18 protein-coding genes are annotated in these 17,500 nt (G+C 66.9%); 14 read left to right on the forward strand and 4 right to left on the reverse strand.

Annotation, left to right across the window (positions count from 1 at the left end; translation table 11 throughout):
* Nucleotides 1-96: 96 nt before the first annotated feature.
* Entirely contained in the window at nucleotides 97-1,590 is a 1,494-nt protein-coding gene (locus QZ471_RS12290) for a RimK family protein (RefSeq protein ID WP_295464066.1), read from the forward strand.
* Between the two features lie 57 nt (nucleotides 1,591-1,647).
* On the opposite strand, the gene QZ471_RS12295 is transcribed toward QZ471_RS12290, so the two are convergent.
* A complete protein-coding gene (locus QZ471_RS12295; RefSeq protein WP_058762382.1) occupies nucleotides 1,648-1,845 on the reverse strand; it encodes an SEC-C metal-binding domain-containing protein in 198 nt (65 codons plus the stop codon).
* Nucleotides 1,842-2,330 carry an LEA type 2 family protein gene (locus QZ471_RS12300; protein ID WP_295464069.1) on the reverse strand — a complete coding sequence of 163 codons (489 nt, stop codon included), beginning with the start codon at nucleotides 2,328-2,330 and terminating at the stop codon, nucleotides 1,842-1,844. The genes QZ471_RS12295 and QZ471_RS12300 overlap by 4 nt, the downstream gene beginning before the upstream one ends.
* A 169-nt stretch (nucleotides 2,331-2,499) precedes the next feature.
* Between QZ471_RS12300 and QZ471_RS12305 the strand changes: the two genes are divergently transcribed.
* Nucleotides 2,500-3,081, forward strand: coding sequence for a hypothetical protein (locus tag QZ471_RS12305; protein WP_295464071.1), 582 nt, complete (start codon nucleotides 2,500-2,502; stop codon nucleotides 3,079-3,081).
* 22 nt (nucleotides 3,082-3,103) lie between these two features.
* On the opposite strand, the gene QZ471_RS12310 is transcribed toward QZ471_RS12305, so the two are convergent.
* Both QZ471_RS12310 and QZ471_RS12315 read right to left on the reverse strand, forming a co-directional pair.
* Nucleotides 3,104-3,577, reverse strand: a complete 474-nt coding sequence (locus tag QZ471_RS12310) for a YchJ family protein (RefSeq protein WP_295464073.1) — start codon at nucleotides 3,575-3,577, stop codon at nucleotides 3,104-3,106.
* 1 nt (nucleotide 3,578) lies between these two features.
* Nucleotides 3,579-4,076, reverse strand: coding sequence for a DUF6231 family protein (locus tag QZ471_RS12315; RefSeq protein ID WP_295464075.1), 498 nt, complete (start codon nucleotides 4,074-4,076; stop codon nucleotides 3,579-3,581).
* A 136-nt stretch (nucleotides 4,077-4,212) separates the two neighbouring features.
* Here QZ471_RS12315 and QZ471_RS12320 point away from each other — a divergent pair, with 136 nt between their 5' ends.
* The 12 genes from QZ471_RS12320 to astA all read left to right on the forward strand — a co-directional run bounded on the left by QZ471_RS12320 (nucleotide 4,213) and on the right by astA (nucleotide 17,491).
* Nucleotides 4,213-4,872 (forward strand): OmpA family protein, encoded by a 660-nt coding sequence (locus QZ471_RS12320; protein ID WP_295464077.1) that lies wholly within the window; start codon nucleotides 4,213-4,215, stop codon nucleotides 4,870-4,872.
* Nucleotides 4,873-4,962: 90 nt separating this feature from the next.
* The gene (locus tag QZ471_RS12325) at nucleotides 4,963-5,226 is read left to right on the forward strand and encodes a DUF1145 domain-containing protein (protein WP_295464079.1); all 264 of its coding nucleotides are present in this window, start codon (nucleotides 4,963-4,965) and stop codon (nucleotides 5,224-5,226) included.
* A 275-nt stretch (nucleotides 5,227-5,501) separates the two neighbouring features.
* Nucleotides 5,502-7,646, forward strand: a complete 2,145-nt coding sequence (gene dinG, locus QZ471_RS12330) for an ATP-dependent DNA helicase DinG (protein WP_295464081.1) — start codon at nucleotides 5,502-5,504, stop codon at nucleotides 7,644-7,646.
* Nucleotides 7,647-7,787: 141 nt separating this feature from the next.
* Nucleotides 7,788-8,933, forward strand: coding sequence for a serine hydrolase domain-containing protein (locus tag QZ471_RS12335; protein ID WP_295464083.1), 1,146 nt, complete (start codon nucleotides 7,788-7,790; stop codon nucleotides 8,931-8,933).
* 117 nt (nucleotides 8,934-9,050) lie between these two features.
* Nucleotides 9,051-10,079 carry an AraC family transcriptional regulator gene (locus QZ471_RS12340; protein ID WP_295464085.1) on the forward strand — a complete coding sequence of 343 codons (1,029 nt, stop codon included), beginning with the start codon at nucleotides 9,051-9,053 and terminating at the stop codon, nucleotides 10,077-10,079.
* A 139-nt stretch (nucleotides 10,080-10,218) separates the two neighbouring features.
* Nucleotides 10,219-11,352, forward strand: coding sequence for an acyl-CoA dehydrogenase (locus QZ471_RS12345; protein WP_295464087.1), 1,134 nt, complete (start codon nucleotides 10,219-10,221; stop codon nucleotides 11,350-11,352).
* Nucleotides 11,353-11,742: 390 nt separating this feature from the next.
* Complete coding sequence (locus tag QZ471_RS12350) at nucleotides 11,743-12,588, forward strand: OmpA family protein (RefSeq protein ID WP_295464089.1); 846 nt, start codon at nucleotides 11,743-11,745, stop codon at nucleotides 12,586-12,588.
* An 83-nt stretch (nucleotides 12,589-12,671) separates the two neighbouring features.
* Entirely contained in the window at nucleotides 12,672-13,319 is a 648-nt protein-coding gene (pdxH, locus tag QZ471_RS12355; RefSeq protein ID WP_295464092.1) for a pyridoxamine 5'-phosphate oxidase, read from the forward strand.
* Nucleotides 13,320-13,452: 133 nt separating this feature from the next.
* Nucleotides 13,453-13,917, forward strand: a complete 465-nt coding sequence (locus QZ471_RS12360) for a hypothetical protein (protein WP_295464094.1) — start codon at nucleotides 13,453-13,455, stop codon at nucleotides 13,915-13,917.
* Nucleotides 13,918-14,154: 237 nt separating this feature from the next.
* Nucleotides 14,155-15,375, forward strand: coding sequence for an aspartate aminotransferase family protein (locus QZ471_RS12365; RefSeq protein WP_059227203.1), 1,221 nt, complete (start codon nucleotides 14,155-14,157; stop codon nucleotides 15,373-15,375).
* Between the two features lie 62 nt (nucleotides 15,376-15,437).
* Nucleotides 15,438-16,457 carry an arginine/ornithine succinyltransferase subunit alpha gene (gene aruF, locus QZ471_RS12370; RefSeq protein ID WP_295464097.1) on the forward strand — a complete coding sequence of 340 codons (1,020 nt, stop codon included), beginning with the start codon at nucleotides 15,438-15,440 and terminating at the stop codon, nucleotides 16,455-16,457.
* A 26-nt stretch (nucleotides 16,458-16,483) separates the two neighbouring features.
* The gene (astA, locus tag QZ471_RS12375; RefSeq protein WP_295464099.1) at nucleotides 16,484-17,491 is read left to right on the forward strand and encodes an arginine N-succinyltransferase; all 1,008 of its coding nucleotides are present in this window, start codon (nucleotides 16,484-16,486) and stop codon (nucleotides 17,489-17,491) included.
* Nucleotides 17,492-17,500 lie beyond the last annotated feature (9 nt).

Below are 17,500 nucleotides of genomic sequence, written 5' to 3' on the forward strand. Positions count from 1 at the left end.
TAAGCAACGGTTAATAGCGCCCGCGTTACAACCTTTGGAGTGGTCCGGCGGCATCCGGGTTTCCGCCGCGACCACGTCCCGTATCGAGGAGGTCCAGTGAGCAAGCTGTATATCGTCGTGGAACGCAAGGAAGACTGGTCGTCCTATTATCCCAGTGAAGACGTCATCACCGCCCAGGAATACCTGGAGCAATCCAACGAACAGGACAACGGCAAGCGGGTACAGGTCATCAACCTCTGCCGCAGCCAGAAGTACCTGGGCCACGGCTACTACTGCTCGCTGCTGGCCGAGGCCCGGGGGCACAAGGTCATCCCCTCGGTCCGCACCATCAGCGAGCTGGCGCGCAAGGCGCTCTACGGCCTGGCCCTGGAGGATCTCGACAAGCTGCTGACCAAGGCCCTGGCCGGCCATCCCTATGGCAGCGCCGACGGCTTCACCCTCACGCTCTATTTCGGCACCACCGACATCGAACCCTTGCAGGATCTGGCGCGCCAATTGTTCGAGGCCTTTCCTTGTCCCCTGTTGCTGGTGGAATTCCGCCGCGACCGCGCCGGCTGGCACATCGGCGGCCTCAAGCTGGGCAGTATCCACAAGCTGCACGAAACCCAGGAAGACCTCTTCGCCAACGCCCTCGACCGCTTCAGCCGCCGCGTCTGGCTCAAGCCCGGACGGCGCGAGAAGTACCGCTTCGACCTGGCCATCCTGCATGACCCCAAGGAAGCCTTCCCGCCGTCCGATGCCAAGGCACTGAAGAACCTCGTGCGGGTCGGCAAGCACCTGGGGCTGGACGTCGAGCTGATCGAAAAGAAGGACTATGCGCGGCTGGGCGAATTCGACGCCCTGTTCATCCGCGAGACTACCGCCATCGATCACCACACCTATCGCTTCGCCAAGAAGGCCGAAAGCGAGGGCCTGGTGGTGATGGACGATCCGCGCTCCATCCTCAGATGCACCAACAAGGTCTACCTGGCCGACCTGCTGCGCGCCCACAAACTGGACATGCCGGCCACCGAGATCCTCTACAAGGACAATCCCGTCCAGCTCGAAGGCTTGGGCGAGCGCCTGGGCTTTCCGCTGGTGCTGAAGATCCCCGATGGCTCCTTTTCCCGTGGCGTCATCAAGGTCGAAGACCAGGCGCAGCTGCGCAAGGCCAGCGCCGAGCTGTTCGAGCGCTCGGTGCTGCTGCTCGCCCAGGAATTCTTCTACACCGAATACGACTGGCGGATCGGGGTGCTGAACCAGGAGCCGATCTTCGCCTGCCAGTACTTCATGTCCAAGGGCCATTGGCAGATCTACGACCACAGTGCCAGCGCCACCGAGGTCAGCGGCGATTTCCGCACCCTGGCCGTGCAGGATGCGCCCCATGCGGTGGTGGAACTGGCCGTGCGCACCGCCAACCTGATCGGCGATGGCCTCTATGGCGTGGACCTGAAACAGGCAGGCGACAAGCTGGCGGTGATCGAGGTGAACGACAATCCCAACATCGACTGCGGCGTGGAAGACCTGGTACTCAAGGACGATCTCTACGCCCTGGTGCTGGAGGAATTCATCCGGCGGCTGGAATCGCAGCGCGGCGGACAGCCCTGGTAACGCGCCAGGGTCGCGTATGGGGTGAGGCCAGGGCCTCACCCGGTATTCACAGCGCCATCAGGCGCCGTGGCACTTCTTGAATTTCTTCTCGCTGCCGCAGGGGCAGGGATCGTTGCGACCCACTTCCTTCAGCGGATTGCGCACCGGTTCCTGGGCATGGCCATGATTGCAATGCGGGCCGTGGACGTGGTGCGCATGGCCATGGTCGTGATCGTGGTCGTGATTGCAATCGGGACCGTGGACGTGTTGGTTCATTTCATGACTCCGGGGATGTAGGCGCCAGGCACGAATTGTCCCTGGCGAGAAAAATGGACACTGCGCCCGAACAGCCAGCCGGTCTTGACCAGGCCGCGCAGGCGGTAATTGATCGGCTGGTCGGTGTCTTCCAGCATGCGCCCCACGTCCTTCACGTAGCGCCACAGGTTGGTCTGCACCGGCACGGCGAAGCTGCGCTGACCATGGGCCGGCACCGAGGCGTGCAGACCGGCCGTGCCCTGGGACAGCAACAGGTCGTTCAGGTAGACCGTGTAGGCCAGGCTGCGGATGGGCAGCGCATGGTCGTTGGGATTCTGGACGCGGAACTGCAGCACGAAGTCCTGGCTCCACAGCCGTGCGCGGATCAGTTCCACGCCGGTGAGCTCCACCTGGGGTTCGTCGTAGTTGCGCCCGATGTAGGTACAGCCGCCGAGGCCGCTCAGCAGCACCCCCAGCAGGGTAAGAATCAAGGCCTGGCGAAGCATGCGGCACTCCCGTTTTCTGCGCAGTTTAACGAGCACCGATTGCTGCGCAAGTCGGGACCGCTTCGGCACAGGCTAACAAAAAAACCTCGGCTCCTGATGACGCCGTGGGCTGGACCGTTCGCGCCCGGCGTTGCATCCTGCGCCTCTCGCCGTGACCGAGGAGGTCGTCATGTCCGCTGCTCTCTACGAAATCGCCTTCCAGGGCGAGTTGATCGCCGGCGCCGACGCCCAGCAGACGCGACAGAATCTGATGCGCCTGTTTCAAGCTGATGAACAGCGCATCGCCGTGCTCTTTTCCGGTCGCCGCATGATCATCAAGAACCGTCTGGATGCCGCCACCGCCGAGCGTTACCGCGCTACCTTGGCCCAGGCCGGGGCCCTGGTCGAGGTGGTGCCCATGGCCGAGACCGTCGAGTCGGCACCCGACACCCCGACCCCGGTTGCCACTCCAATCGCCGCGGCGGCGCCGGTGACTGCAGCGGCCGCCCCGGCGGTGCCCGCCGCCCAGGGAACGTTGTCCGTGGCACCCCGGGATGTCGTGATGGCCGCCTTCGTCGACGTTCAGGCGCCGGACTTCGGCCTGGCCCCGGTGGGCGCCGATCTCCAGGACCAGGCTGCGCCCGTGGCGCCCCCGCGGGTCGATCTCTCGCACCTGAGTCTCGCCCCGGTCGGCAGCGACCTGGGCCCGACCGCAGAGGCCCTGCCCGTGGCGGTACCGGATACGGATCACCTGACGCTGGTCAGGGAGTGACCTCGGCCCGCGCTAGAACGCGCTAGAGATAGTCGGCACAGCACTTCTTGAATTTCGCGCCACTGCCACACAGGCAGGCATCATTGCGGCCCGGCAGGGGGCGTACCGTGGGATCGAGAAAGAACCAGCGGCCGTCACGCTGGACGAAGCCCGAGCGTTCTTCATGGCGATGGGCGCCACGCCCGTCTTCCCACCGCGCCACGAAGGCGACCCGCGCATGGGCCGGGTCGTCGGGCTCGGTGCGATGCTCCAACACCTGCAGGCCCTGCCAGCGGCTGCCCAGACTCCAGGCCGTCAGGGCCTCCCGATCCAGCCGCTGCTGCTGCGCCGGAGCGGTGGTGGCCACCAGATAGTCGATCAGCCCCAGCACGTAGGCGCTATAGCGCGAGCGCATCAGCCGTTCGGCATCGGGTGCTGGCGTGCCGGCGTGGTAACGGCCGCAACAGTCGCGCAGCGCGCAGTCCGAGCCACAGGGGCAGGGGGCCAAGGAATCCATCTCACCACCAGTACTTGCCGAAATTCTGCGGATTGGCCCAGAACTTGGCATTGAGCCAGTCCGGGACCTGCTTGTAGTCATGCAGATCATAGCTGAACAGGGTGACTACCTGGCCGTCGCGAGCGAAGCGCTCGCTGGCCTGGAGGGCGAGGGCATAGAAATCCGTCGCCTGCCATTCGCTGGCCGCCAGGTCCACCAGCACGGCCAGCCGCGAGGTGTTGAAATTGCGCAGGCCGCCCAGCAGTTCGCGGCCCTGGCGTAGCGGCAGGTGTTCCAGGCAATCGGCGACGACCACCAGGTCGTAGCGTTCGGCCAGCAGGGCGGTATCGCCCAGGGGTACCGAGGCCTGTACCAGGCGGCAGTGGGGGTGGGCGTCGACATAGGCCTGCAGCGCGGGCAGGGGCTCACGCGCCACGCAAAGCAGGCGAGACGGCTGATGATGCGCCAACAGGCTTGCCAGAGCCTGCTGTGGGGTACGGGATGAGAATAAATTTGCCATTAAGGGAACCCTAATTAAATCTGTGTTGACTAAGCAACCAGCGTTGTCAAGACGTGTACGCCACCATTAGTCTGACAGCGCAATAAAGCCAAAGACGAGCACAACTCGCGGTACCTGGTCTATAGGAGACCCCTTCATGAGCAAGAGCATCGCAAGGACAGCTTTACCCCTCATTCTGGCGAGCACTGTGCTGGCCGGTTGCGCGGGCGGCGTACAGAAATCCGATTGGCCCGTGTGTGCGGCCGTTGGCGCCCTGGTCGGCGGCGCGGCTGGCGCCACCCAGAACGGCAACGTCGCGGGCATGGCAGCCCTGGGCTTCGGCACCACCGCCGGCGCCTATTGCTGGGTACATGGCAAGGGCAACGAGCAGGTCGCTCGCATGGAACCGGCTCCCGCCCCAGCTCCGGCGCCCGCACCGGCCCCCGCTCCGGCGCCGCTGCCCAAGCAGGAAGTGATCACCGCGCGTGACCTGCACTTCGCCTTCGACTCCGCGAAGATCAATCCGCGTGACCAGGCTCAGCTCGACGGCATCGCCGGGCGTCTGCGTGGCGAAGCGGCCAGTACCCGCCTGTCCATCACCGGCTACACCGACAGCGTCGGCACCAACGCCTACAACCAGCGGTTGTCCGAGCGTCGTGCCAAGTCGGTCAGCGAGTACCTGATCCAGGCCGGCGTGCCTTCCGCCAGCATCGTCTCGGTGAAAGGCTTGGGTGAATCCAACCCGGTCGCCACCAACGAGACCGCCGAAGGGCGTGCCCAGAACCGCCGCGTCGAAATCCAGATCGACCGCGAGTGATGCAAAGGCGGCGGACTTCGGTCCGCCGCCTTTACTTTTTCCAGCCACAGGCGTTATGGTCCGATCCATCTCGTTCTCCTGCTGGAATCCATGAAAACCCTGTCCCTTACCGGCAAAATCCTTCTTCTGCTGTTCTGGCTCGCTGCAGCCGCCGCTCTTGCCTTGCCCCTCGCGCGTCCCTTCCCCCAATTGCTCGCCCTGGTCGCCCTGGCCCTGCTGCTGTTGCACCTGGGAGAACTCTTCGCCAGCCGCCGCGCCCTGCGCCTGCGTCGCCACCCCTGGCTCGACCGCCTGAGCCTGCTGGTTTTCGGCGCCTTCCATCGCCTGCCGCCGCAGTTGCCGGGTGCGTTCTAAGAGCCTTTTCAAAGGCTCGCGAGCTAGAGTCAAACAAGGCGGAAATAGCTGAGGAAGCGGAGTTTACGAGTGGTAAATGAGCATTCCGAAGCTATTTCCAACGCGGTTTGGCCGACGCGCAGCAGCCTTTGAACCGGTTCTGAGGCTGCGACCTCAACGTTAGGCGCATCCTGACGACAGGCGCGTTATCATAGCGCCCTAGATCCATTACTGTAGATGCATACAGCGCTCGTCCGCCGGACGGGGCGCTTGTTTGCCATCGCCCGGAACCAGGCATGCTCAGCACCGAACTCAAGACCCAGATCCAGGGCGCCTACACGCGTTTCCTCGAAGCCAAGTCGCTCAAGCCGCGCTACGGCCAGCGGCTGATGATCGCGGAAACCGCCAAGGGCCTGGGTGCCATCGCCCAGGACGAAGAGGGCCATCGCGAAGGCGAGCCGGCGGTGGTGGCGGTGGAGGCGGGTACCGGTACCGGCAAGACCGTGGCCTATGCCCTGGCCGCCATTCCCGCGGCCAAGGCCGCGGGCAAGCGCCTGGTGATCGCCACGGCGACGGTGGCGCTGCAGGAGCAGATCGTGCACAAGGACCTGCCGGACATCCTGCGCAACAGCGGCCTGTCCTTCAGCTTCGCGCTCGCCAAGGGGCGTGGTCGCTATATGTGCCTGTCCAAGTTGGACATGCTGCTGCAGGAAGGCCAGGCGCAGAACGCCACCGCCCAGCTGTTCGCCGAAGATGGCTTCAAGATCGACATCGACGAGGCGTCCAACGAGCTGTTCGGCAAGATGATCGAGCGCCTGGCCGGCAATCGCTGGGACGGCGACCGCGACAGCTGGCCGGAGGCCATCGAGGACGTCCAGTGGTCACGCATCACCACCGACCACAGCCAGTGCACCAATCGCCATTGCCCCAATTTCCAGCAGTGCGCCTTCTACAAGGCGCGCGAGGGCATGACCAAGGTCGATGTCATCGTCACCAACCATGACTTGGTGCTGGCCGACCTGGCCCTCGGCGGCGGCGCCATCCTGCCCGATCCGCGCGACACCCTCTATGTGTTCGACGAAGGCCACCACCTGCCGGACAAGGCCATCGGCCACTTCGCCCATTTCACCCGGCTGAGATCCACCGCCGAGTGGCTGGAGCAGATCGCCAAGAACCTCACCAAGCTGCTGGCCCAGCATCCCTTGCCGGGCGATCTCGGCCGCCTGGTGGAGCAGGTGCCGGAGCTGGCGCGGGAGATCAGGACGCAGCAGCAATTCATGTTCAGCGCCTGCGAGGCCCTGGCCGATTTCCGTGCCGGCGAGGACATGGAAGGTCGCGAGCGGCCACGCCATCGCTTCGTCGGCGGGGTGATCCCCGAAGACTTGCGCGAGATGGGCATCGAGCTGAAGAAGGGCTTCGCCAAGCTCACCGATCTGTTCACCCGCCTGACAGAGATACTCAAGCAGGCCATGGATGGCGAGTCCAGCATTGGCCTGGCCAGCTACCAGGCGGAGGAGTGGTATCCGCTGTTCGGTAGCCTGCTGGCCCGCGCCCAGGGCAACTGGGAATTGTGGACCGCCTTCACCTGTGAAGACCCGGAAGACAGCCCACCCATGGCGCGCTGGATGACCCTGGCCGAGACCGGTTCGCTGTACGACATCGAGGTCAACGCCAGTCCCATCCTGGCGGCTGACATGTTGCGTCGGCACCTGTGGAACGTCGCCTACGGCGCCCTGGTGACCTCGGCGACCCTGACCGCCCTGGGTACCTTCGATCGCTTCCGCATGAGATCCGGCCTGCCGCGTTCGGCGGCCACCGCCATCGTGCCCAGTCCCTTCCGCCATGCCGAGGCGGGCGTGCTGCGGGTACCCGACCTCAAGGCCGATCCGCGCAACGCCGCCGAGCACACCGCGGCCATCGTCCGCGAGCTGCCGGCCATGCTCGAAGGGGCGCGGGGCAGCCTGGTCCTGTTTTCCTCACGGCGACAGATGCAGGACGTCTTCGATGGCCTGGAGCGCGACTGGCGCAAGCGGGTGCTGATCCAGGGCAACCTGTCCAAGCAGGAGACCCTCAACAAGCACAAGAACCGCGTCGACGACGGCGAGGCCAGCGTGCTGTTCGGCCTGGCCAGCTTCGCCGAGGGCGTCGACCTGCCCGGGGCCTATTGCGAGCACGTGGTCATCGCCAAGATCCCCTTCGCCGTGCCGGACGATCCGGTGGAAGCCGCCCTGGCCGAATGGATCGAGGCGCGCGGCGGCAATCCCTTCATGGAAATCGCCGTGCCCGACGCCTCGCTACGGCTGATCCAGGCCTGTGGCCGACTGCTGCGTACCGAACAGGACAGCGGCACCATCTCGCTGCTGGATCGCCGCCTGGTGACCCAGCGCTACGGCAAGGCCATCCTCAACGCCCTGCCGCCGTTTCGGCGGGAGATTCAGTAAGGGGCATTCGCGGCCATGGCGGTCCGCCGATGCGGCCGCTCCTACAGGTAACCCTAACCGTAGGAGCGGCCCATGGCCGCGATCCTATCCAAACTCCCTGTCAGCGCTATCGGTAAACACCTAATACCCCCAGGAGCCCCCATGACCGTCCACGGCTATCACGACCTGAGATTCGAATCCGTCCGCGAGGCCTTCGCCGACCTGCTCGCCGCCGGCCAGACCCGGGGGGCGGCGCTGTGCGTCCAGGTCGGCGGGGAAACCGTGCTGGACCTCTGGGGTGGCCTGGCCGACAAGGACGGCCAGACGCCCTGGCACACCGATACCCTGCTGAATCTCTTCTCCTGCACCAAGGCCTTCACTTCGGTGGCGGCGCTGCAGCTGGTGGAGGAGGGCAAGCTGGCCCTCGACGCCCCGGTGGCCGAGCGCTGGCCGGAGTTCGCTGCCGCCGGCAAAGCCGAGATCACCCTGCGCCAGTTGCTCAGTCATCGCTCGGGCGTCTCGGCGCTACGCGAGCGCCTGGCCGGCGATGCTCTCTACGACTGGGCGCAGATGAGCGCCGCCGTGGCCGCCGAGGCCCCCTGGTGGACGCCTGGCACCGCCCATGGCTATGCCCCCATCACCTTCGGCTGGCTGCTCGGCGAGTTGATCCGCCGCGCCGATGGCCGCGCCCCCGGTGAGGCCATCGTGGCGCGCACCGCCAAACGGCTTGGCCTGGATTTCCACATCGGCCTGCCGGCGAGCGAGGACGAGCGCGTCGCCCATATCGTCCGCGGCAAGGGTGTACTGGGCGATGCCGCCGCGCAGCGCCTGCTCAAGACCACCATGAGCGAGCCGGCCGCCTTGCCGACCCTGGCCTTCGGCAATCCCTCCGGGGTGCTCACCAGCACCAACAAGCCCGAATGGCGTCGCTTCGAACAGCCAGCGGCCAACGGCCACGGCCATGCGCGCAGCCTGGCCGGCTTCTATGCCGGCCTGCTGGCGGGCGATCTACTGGAGTGGGAAACCCTGAGCGAGGCCTTGGGCGAGCACAGCCAGGGTGAGGATCGCACCCTGCTGACCCCGACTCGCTTCGGCCTGGGCTTCATGCTCGATCAGCCAGACCAGGCCAACGCCACCTACGGCCTCGGCCCCCAGGCCTTCGGTCATCCGGGCGCGGGCGGCTCGACCGGCTTCGCCGATCCCGAGCGCGAGGTGGCCTTCGGCTTCGTCACCAACACCCTGGGGCCCTATGTGCTGATGGACCCGCGCGCCCAGGCTCTGGCCAGGGCGGTGAAGGACTGCCTCTGAGGTTCGGTAGTCGCCCCGACCTTTGGCACCTGGCGCCCGGTTATGCTTAGCTGATCGGCTGCCGGGACCGGCCGGGTAGCGGCGCCGGTGCCATCAACCTTCCGAAGGGAGTCTGCCATGACCTCTGGCGCACCGGCGCGCGGCACCATCGCCACCGAATTGCTGCACGAGGCCCTGGCCGCCTACGTCACCGCCGAGCGCTCGGCGGCGGACCTGCTCCTCGAACTGGGCCTGAACCCCGCCTGCCTGGCCGAGCCGCGGGTCCCGGTCGCCTTCTACGGCCGCTTCTGGCGCCGCCTGGCACTGCGCTTCGATGACGAGTTCTTCGGCATGGATTCGCGCCGCCTGCGCTCTGGCAGCTTCGCCTACCTCTGCCGCCTGAGCCTGACCCAGACCCGCCTGGGCGATGCCCTGGAACTGGTCCTGGGCTTCCTCAACCTCGGCTTCGAACAGCGGGAGGCGCACCTGGTCCGGCAACGCAGCCTGGCGTCCATTCAGCTGCGCGAGCCCGAGGGACAGCAGACGCGGGCCTTCACCTGTTTCACCTACTGGCTGATCGTGCATGGCCTGGCCTGCTGGTTGATCGGGCGCCGGATCCCCTTGCTGGCAGTGGAGCTGTGCTGCCCCGAGCCGGCCTTCACCGACGACTACCGGGTGCTGTTCTTCGACAACCTTAGATTCGGCCAGCCGCAGACCCGGCTGATCTTCGCCGCCGAGGTGCTCGATGCCCCGGTGCGCCGGACGCCAGCGGACGTGGCGCGTTTCCTTACCGGGGCACCGAACAACATCCTGCAGCGCTACCGCGACCCCGACAGCCTCGCCGAGCGCCTCAAGGCGCGACTGCGCGAGCTGCCTGGTGACCAGTGGCCGACCGGCGAGGTCATGGCACAGGCGCTGCACCTGTCTTCGGCCACGCTACGCCGCCGGCTGGCGGAGCAGGGGCAGTCCTACCAGGCGCTTAAGGACAGCGTCCGCCGCGAGCGCGCCATCGCCTGGCTGGCCGACCAGGGCCGCAGCCTGGACGACATCGCCGTGGCGCTGGGCTTCTCCGATGCCCGCGCCTTCCACAAGGGCTTTCGCAAATGGACCGGGACCAACCCCGGCCACTATCGCCAGCTGATCCTGGCCGGTGCCGCACCGGCCTGACTGTCCAAACCGCTCAGCCTGGCTGCCACTTTAGGCCATTGTACGGACGGACCGACACGCTAGAGTCGAGCCCGTCGATCGCCCTCGCTGCCCGCGGCAGCGCTCGCTCCTGGCGGTCGCCAACGTCGAGGAGTCGTCCATGCTGGTCACCGAAGAACAACAGCACATCGCCGACCTGGCCCGGCGCTTCGCCCAGGAGCGACTCAGGCCCTTCGCCGCCGACTGGGACCGGGAGAGTCGCTTTCCCCGCGAGGCTCTAAGCGAGATGGCCGAGCTGGGTTTCTTGGGGATGCTGGTACCGGATACCTGGGGCGGTTGCGACACCGGCTACGTGGCCTATGCCCTGGCCCTGGAAGAGATCGCCGCAGGTGATGGCGCCTGCTCCACCATCATGAGCGTGCACAACTCGGTGGGCTGCGTGCCCATCGCCCGCTTTGGCACCGATGAGCAGAAAGAGCGTTTCCTCACGCCCCTGGCCAGCGGCGAGATGCTCGGCGCCTTCGCCCTCACCGAACCCCAGGCGGGCTCCGATGCCAGCGACCTGCGCACCCGGGCGCGGCGCGACGGCGACCATTACGTCATCAACGGCGCCAAGCAGTTCATCACCTCCGGCAGCCAGGCCGGGCTGGTGCTGGTCTTCGCGGTCACCGATCCGGCCGCGGGCAAGAAGGGCATCTCCGCCTTCATGGTGCCCACCGATACCCCCGGCTACCAGGTGGTGCGCGTCGAGCTCAAGCTGGGTCTGCACGCCTCCGACACCTGCCAGATCCAGTTCGACGAGGTGCGGGTGCCGGCAGCCTATCGGCTGGGGGAGGAGGGCGAGGGCTATCGCATCGCCCTGGCCAACCTGGAGGGTGGGCGCATCGGCATCGCCGCCCAGGCGGTCGGTATGGCTCGCGCCGCCTTCGACTATGCGCGGGATTACGCCCGCGAGCGGCAGGCCTTCGGCAAGCCCATCGTCGAGCATCAGGCGGTGGCCTTCCGTCTCGCCGACATGGCCACCGAGATCGCCGTGGCGCGGCAGATGGTGCTGCATGCAGCGGCCCTCCGCGATGCCGGGCGGCCGGCGCTGACCGAAGCCTCCATGGCCAAGCTGTTCGCCTCGGAGATGGCCGAGCGTGTCTGCTCCGCGGCCTTGCAGACCCTGGGCGGCTACGGCTACCTGAACGACTATCCGCTGGAGCGGATCTATCGCGACGCCCGCATCTGCCAGATCTACGAAGGCACCAGCGACATCCAGCGCCTGGTCATCGCTCGCCAACTGGCCTCATGAGTCCTGGCCGGGTCCGAGCGATCCGGCAATCCGCCGACCGCGCCGATCAGGCCGGCTGGCTGCCATCGGTCCCGCTGGTCTCGCGGCTCGGCCGATAGGCCTCAGGCCGACAAAGACCGCGCCACCCGCCAGGTTGCCGAGGAACACCGCGACCGGCTTGGGCAGCAACTGTGCCCAGTCGAGCTTGCCGGGGAAGGCCAGCCAGACGGCAAAGCATCCAGCCTAAAGCTGCCGCTGGTCGGCCAATCTGCAAAATTCGTGACTCCACCGCTTTGCCAGCCGTAGCTTTGCGGCCACAATCTCGAAACTACTTTAAGTTCACTCGCGTCACCGGCTCTAGCCGGGACGCCGGATTCCTCCGTCCTCCGGTTCGCCGATGGGAAACCTTGCATGAAGCTGATCAAATCCACCACCCTGATTCTCTGCCTGGGCGTATCCGCCTGTAGTTCGTTCCAAGGCCAGGACGCCCAGTCCTCGGCCGCTGCCAAGCCGGGCGATGCCCAGGCCGCCACCGCTGCCAGCGGCGGTCATTGGTGGTGGCCCTTCGGCGCTGCCGACAAGCCGGCCGAACCGGCCAAGCCGGTCGCCAAGGCGGCCGAAGCCAAGCCTGAACCCAAGGCCGTGGCCAAGGCACCGGCGGCCAAGCCGGAGCCTGCCGCCGCCAGCGGCGAGAAGGCCAGCCATTGGTGGTGGCCGTTCGGCGGTGAGGACGCCAAGCCGGTCGCCAAGGCCGAAGAACTCAAGCCGGTGCCGGTCAAGGTCAGCAAGGCCTGGCTGGACGAGCACGAGCAGAAACTCCGCGTCGCCGTGGCCGGCAGCAACGTCAAGGTCGAGCGCCGCGACGATGCCCTGGTGCTGGTGACGCCGGTGGATGGCTCCTTCAACCCGGATCGCGCCGAGATGCTGCTGCCGGTGATGCTCGGCCCGCTGTCCCGCTCGGCCAAGTCGGTCAGCGTCGACGAGGACAGCGCGGTCATCGTGCTCGGCTTCAGTGACAGCACCGGCGCCGCGGCGCTCAACGACAAGATCAGCCTGCAGCGTGCCCAGGCCGTGGCGGCGATCTTCCGGCTCAGCGGCTATAGCGGCAATCGCCTGATCGTGCGCGGCCTGGCCGCCGCCCATCCGCGCGCCGATAACGCCACCGCCGCTGGCCGCGCCGCCAATCGCCGGGTCGAGGTGTTGATCCAGCCGCGCGCCACGGTGCTGGCCAGTCTGCAGTCCCTGGCTTCTCGCTAAGTCAGGTAAGCTTGTCCTGGAGCAGGCGAGCGGGGCGGGACTTGGTTAAGCTAGGTCGCTGACGATCCACGTTGGAGACCACCATGTCACCGTCCCTCGCCGATATGCGTCGCGACTACACCCGCGACGGCCTGACCGAACAGCAGGCACCCGCCGATCCCTATGCCCTCTTCGGTCAGTGGTTCGAAGAGGCGGTACGCACCGAGCAGCCTCCCGTCGAAGCCAATGCCTGCTGGCTCGCCACCGTCGATGACGAGGGGCAGCCCCACTGCCGGGTGCTGCTGCTCAAGGGCGTCGATGCCCAGGGCTTCGTCTTCTACACCAACTACGATAGCGCCAAGGGCCAGCAACTGGCCGCCCAGCCGCGTGCCGCCATGACTTTCTTTTGGCCGGCGCTGGAGCGCCAGGTGCGCATCGAGGGGCTGGTGGAGCGGGTCTCCGCGGAAGAATCAGACGCCTACTACCGGGTGCGCCCGCTGGGCAGCCGCCTGGGCGCCTGGGCGTCGCCGCAGAGCGAGGCCATCGCCGATCGCCATGCCCTGGAGCAGCGCCTGGCCGAGGTGCAGCAGCGCTTCGCCGACGGCGAGCCCAGCCGGCCACCGTTCTGGGGAGGCTATCGCCTCAAGCCCCAGCGCATCGAATTCTGGCAGGGCCGTTCCAGCCGCCTGCACGACCGCCTCGACTACCGGCGCGGCGAAGCGGGCTGGCACCGGCAGCGCCTGGCTCCTTAAGGCTTTCGCAAGGTACCCTCGCTACAGTCGCCGGAAACCTCCCCGGGTGCCCTGGGTCAAGGATAGTAGCGATCCGCGACCCAGACCCGTCGGGTGCGGCTTCCGGTCTTTCAACTGCCTTCGGAGTAGCTCCATGAACAGAATCCTGCAACTCGCCGCTGCCCTGACCGCCGTCGCCCTGTTGGCCGGCTGTGCATCCGACCAGTCCGGCGACGTCTATTCGCGCGACGAGGCCCGTCAGGTCCAGACCGTGCGCACCGGCACCATTACCGCCCTGCGCCCGGTCACCATCGAGGGCACCAAGTCGCCGGTCGGTGCCGGTGCTGGTGCGGTGGTGGGTGGCATCGGCGGCAGCGCCATCGGTGGCGGCCGCGGCAGCTTCGTCACCGCCATCATCGGTGCGGTGGCCGGCGGCCTGCTGGGTGCGGCGACCGAAGAGGGCTTCACCAAGGCCAATGGCGTCGAGATCACCGTGAAAGAAGACGATGGCGGCACCCGTGCCTATGTGCAGGCAGTCAACAAAGGCGAGATGTTCCGCGTCGGCGAGCGGGTGCGCATCATGACCGTCAACGGCACCAGCCGCGTCGCGCCCAACTGAGCCCTGCGCCTGTCTACGAGGTGACCCAGGTGGTGACCTTGCAGACGAAGCCACGGACGTAGCCGCCCGGGTACGTCCCTCGCCCTTCCAGAGCGGGCGTCCGACTCGCTAGACTGCGAGTCGGACGCCCGTTTGCGTTTTCGCCCGTAAATAGTTGTCGCCTTGGCGCAATGCCGCACCCAAGGCTCGTCCTACAATCCCTTCCAGCGACCGCCGTGATCGGCAGGAGAAACCCCGATGTCCGCTTCTCAACCCAATGTGCAACGCGCCGCCTTCGATGAGGTGATGGTTCCGACCTACGCCCCTGCCGCGTTCATTCCGGTGCGAGGAGAAGGCTCTCGCGTCTGGGACCAGGCCGGGCGTGAATACGTCGACTTCGCCGGCGGCATCGCCGTCAGCGCCCTGGGGCACGGTCACGCCGCGCTCGTCCAGGCGCTGACCGAACAGGCCAACAAGCTCTGGCACGTGTCCAACATCTACACCAACGAACCCGCCCTGCGCCTGGCGCGCAAGCTGGTGGACCATACCTTCGCCGACCGCGTCTTCTTCGCCAACTCCGGCGCCGAAGCCAACGAAGCGGCCTGCAAGCTGGCCCGGCGTTATGGCCACGACGTCAGCGGCGGCAGCCGCTACGAGATCGTCGCTGCCACCAACAGCTTCCATGGGCGGACCCTGTTCACCGTCAGCGTCGGTGGCCAGCCCAAGTATTCCGATGGCTTCGGTCCCAAGATCGAAGGCATTCGCCACGTACCCTACAACGACCTGGCTGCTCTCGAAGCCGTGGTCTCGGACAAGACCTGCGCGGTCATCCTCGAGCCCATCCAGGGCGAGGGCGGCGTGCTACCGGCCGACCAGGCCTACCTCGAAGGCGCCCGCCGCCTGTGCGATGCCCATGGCGCCCTGTTGATCTTCGACGAGGTGCAAAGCGGCGTGGGCCGTAGTGGCCATCTCTATGCCTACCAGCACTACGGCGTGGTACCGGACATCCTCACCAGCGCCAAGAGCCTGGGTGGTGGTTTCCCGCTGGCGGCCATGCTGACCACCGAGAAGGTCGCCCAACACTTCAGCGCTGGCGTGCACGGCAGCACCTACGGCGGCAATCCGCTGGGTTGCGCCGTGGGCGCTGCGCTGCTCGACATCGTCGCCACGCCGGACACCCTGGCCGGCGTCGCCGCCCGGCATGAGCGCTTCGTCGCCGGCCTCGAGCGCCTCAACGCCCGCTATGGCCTGTTCCAGCAGGTACGGGGCCTGGGTCTGCTGCTCGGTGCCGTGCTCAACGACGCCTGGAAGGGGCGCGCCAAGGACATCGTCACCGCTGCCAACGAAGAGGGCCTGATGATCCTCCAGGCCGGTCCGGACGTGCTGCGTATCGCGCCGAGCCTGATCATCCCCGAGGCGGACATCGACGAAGGCCTGGCGCGGCTGGATCGCGCCCTGGCGCGCCTCACCCAAGGCTAATCTCCGGACGCGGGACGCGTACCGCTGGCATCCAGGGATGGATCCGTACACAAGGAGTTCTCATGCTGGTAATGCGCCCTGCGCGGGCCGCGGATCTGCCCCTGGTCCAGCGGCTCGCCGCGGATAGCCCGGTCGGCGTCACCTCGCTGCCCGACAACCCCGAGCGGCTGCGCGACAAGATCCGCACCTCCGAGGCGTCGCTGGCGGCCGAGGTGGGCTTCCATGGCGAGGAGAGCTATTTCTTCGTACTCGAAGACAGCGCCACTGGCGAGCTGCTGGGCTGCTCGGCCATCGTCGCCTCGGCCGGCTTCTCCGAGCCCTTCTACAGTTTCCGCAACGAGACCTTCATCCACGCCTCGCGCGAGTTGAAGATCCACAACAAGGTCCATGTGCTGTCGCTCTGCCATGATCTCACCGGCAACAGCGTCCTCAGCAGTTTCTACGTCCAGCGCCCGCTGCTGGACACGCCCCATGCCGAACTCAATTCCCGTGCCCGGCTGCTGTTCATGGCCGCCCATCCGGAGCGCTTCGCCGAGTCCGTGGTGGTGGAGATCGTCGGCCTGTCGGACGAAGCCGGCGAATCGCCGTTCTGGAACGGGGTAGGGCGCAACTTCTTCGACCTCGACTACGCCTCCGCCGAACGCCTGTCCGGCCAGAAGAGCCGTACCTTCCTCGCCGAGCTGATGCCGACCTATCCGCTCTATGTGCCCTTGCTGCCGGATAGTGCCCAGGAGGCCATGGGCCAGGTGCACCCGCGGGCGCAGATCACTTTCGACATCCTCAGTCGCGAAGGCTTCGAGACCGACAACTACATCGACATCTTCGATGGCGGTCCGACGCTGCACGCCCGCACTACGGCCATCCGCTCCATCGTCGAGAGCCGCCTGGCACCGGTGCAGGAGGGGCCGGCGGCGCGCGACGATACGCCCTGGTTCCTCGTCGCCAACGATGGCCTGGAAAACTTCCGGGCCCTGGCCGCGCCGCTGCACTGGGTACCAGGCGCAGCCGTCACCCTTTCCGCCGAGCAGATCGCCGCCCTGGAGATCGCCGAAGGCGACCGGGTTCGTCTGGTAGCGCTGTAGCCGACCCTAGCGTCTTTGGAGGTCCGATGATCGTCCGTCCCGTCACCCGTGCCGATGTCCCCGCGCTGTTGCAGCTGGCGCAAGCGGCCGGCGCCGGTCTCACCACCCTGCCGGCCAGCGAGGAGCGCCTGCTGCAGCGCGTCGAGAACGCCGAGCGCAGCTTTCTGCAGCAGGCCCAGCCCGCCGATGCGGACTATCTCTTCGCCCTGGAGGACGACGGCGAAGTCATCGGCATCGCCGGTATCGCCGCCGCCCTCGGCCTGCGCGAGCCTTGGTACAACTACCGCGTCGGCCTGACGGTGAGCGCCTCGCGCGAGCTGGATATCCACCGGCAGATCCCCACGCTATTCCTCGCCAACGACATGACCGGCAGCTCCGAGCTGTGCTCGCTGTTCCTGCGCGCCGATCGCCGGGGCGGCGCGGCCGGGCGGCTGCTGTCCAAGTCGCGCTTCCTGTTCATCGCCGAATTCCGCGAGCTGTTCGCCGAGCGGATCATCGCCGAATTGCGCGGTATGTCAGACGACAATGGCCAGTCGCCGTTCTGGGAGGGCCTGGGCCGGCACTTCTTCAAGATGGAGTTCTCCCAGGCGGACTACCTCACCGGCATCGGCAATCGCGGCTTCATCGCCGAGCTGATGCCGCGCTTCCCCCTCTACACCTGCTTCCTCACGCCCGAGGCCCGCCAGGTGATCGGCCGGGTCCACCCGGACACCGAAGCTGCCCGCCGGCTGCTGGAGGCCGAGGGCTTCAACTACCAGGGTTACGTCGACATCTTCGACGCCGGCCCCACCCTGGAAGCCGAGACCGCCAAGGTCCGGGCGATCCGCGACAGCCAGCGCCTGGTGCTGGCGGTGGGCACGCCGGGCGACGACGCCGAGGTCTACCTGATCCACAACCGCAAGTGCCAGGACTGCCGCATCACCAGCGCCCGCGCGCGATTGGCCTCCGGCACCCTCGTGGTGGATCTGGCGACCGCTCGCGAGTTGCGGCTGATGGCGGGTGCCCAGGTGCGCGCCGTGCGGCTGATGCCCTGAGGAGACGTC

Source organism: uncultured Pseudomonas sp. (genome assembly GCF_913774235.1).
Lineage (GTDB): Bacteria > Pseudomonadota > Gammaproteobacteria > Pseudomonadales > Pseudomonadaceae > Chryseomonas.

Coding starts and splice junctions, on each gene's coding strand:
- QZ471_RS12295 (WP_058762382.1), bottom strand. CDS start 1,845: ATGAACCAACACGTCCACGGTCCCGATTGCAATCACGACCACGATCAC.
- QZ471_RS12300 (WP_295464069.1), bottom strand. CDS start 2,330: ATGCTTCGCCAGGCCTTGATTCTTACCCTGCTGGGGGTGCTGCTGAGC.
- QZ471_RS12305 (WP_295464071.1), top strand. CDS start 2,500: ATGTCCGCTGCTCTCTACGAAATCGCCTTCCAGGGCGAGTTGATCGCC.
- QZ471_RS12310 (WP_295464073.1), bottom strand. CDS start 3,577: ATGGATTCCTTGGCCCCCTGCCCCTGTGGCTCGGACTGCGCGCTGCGC.
- QZ471_RS12315 (WP_295464075.1), bottom strand. CDS start 4,076: ATGGCAAATTTATTCTCATCCCGTACCCCACAGCAGGCTCTGGCAAGC.
- QZ471_RS12320 (WP_295464077.1), top strand. CDS start 4,213: ATGAGCAAGAGCATCGCAAGGACAGCTTTACCCCTCATTCTGGCGAGC.
- QZ471_RS12325 (WP_295464079.1), top strand. CDS start 4,963: ATGAAAACCCTGTCCCTTACCGGCAAAATCCTTCTTCTGCTGTTCTGG.
- dinG (WP_295464081.1), top strand. CDS start 5,502: ATGCTCAGCACCGAACTCAAGACCCAGATCCAGGGCGCCTACACGCGT.
- QZ471_RS12335 (WP_295464083.1), top strand. CDS start 7,788: ATGACCGTCCACGGCTATCACGACCTGAGATTCGAATCCGTCCGCGAG.
- QZ471_RS12340 (WP_295464085.1), top strand. CDS start 9,051: ATGACCTCTGGCGCACCGGCGCGCGGCACCATCGCCACCGAATTGCTG.
- QZ471_RS12345 (WP_295464087.1), top strand. CDS start 10,219: ATGCTGGTCACCGAAGAACAACAGCACATCGCCGACCTGGCCCGGCGC.
- QZ471_RS12350 (WP_295464089.1), top strand. CDS start 11,743: ATGAAGCTGATCAAATCCACCACCCTGATTCTCTGCCTGGGCGTATCC.
- pdxH (WP_295464092.1), top strand. CDS start 12,672: ATGTCACCGTCCCTCGCCGATATGCGTCGCGACTACACCCGCGACGGC.
- QZ471_RS12360 (WP_295464094.1), top strand. CDS start 13,453: ATGAACAGAATCCTGCAACTCGCCGCTGCCCTGACCGCCGTCGCCCTG.
- QZ471_RS12365 (WP_059227203.1), top strand. CDS start 14,155: ATGTCCGCTTCTCAACCCAATGTGCAACGCGCCGCCTTCGATGAGGTG.
- aruF (WP_295464097.1), top strand. CDS start 15,438: ATGCTGGTAATGCGCCCTGCGCGGGCCGCGGATCTGCCCCTGGTCCAG.
- astA (WP_295464099.1), top strand. CDS start 16,484: ATGATCGTCCGTCCCGTCACCCGTGCCGATGTCCCCGCGCTGTTGCAG.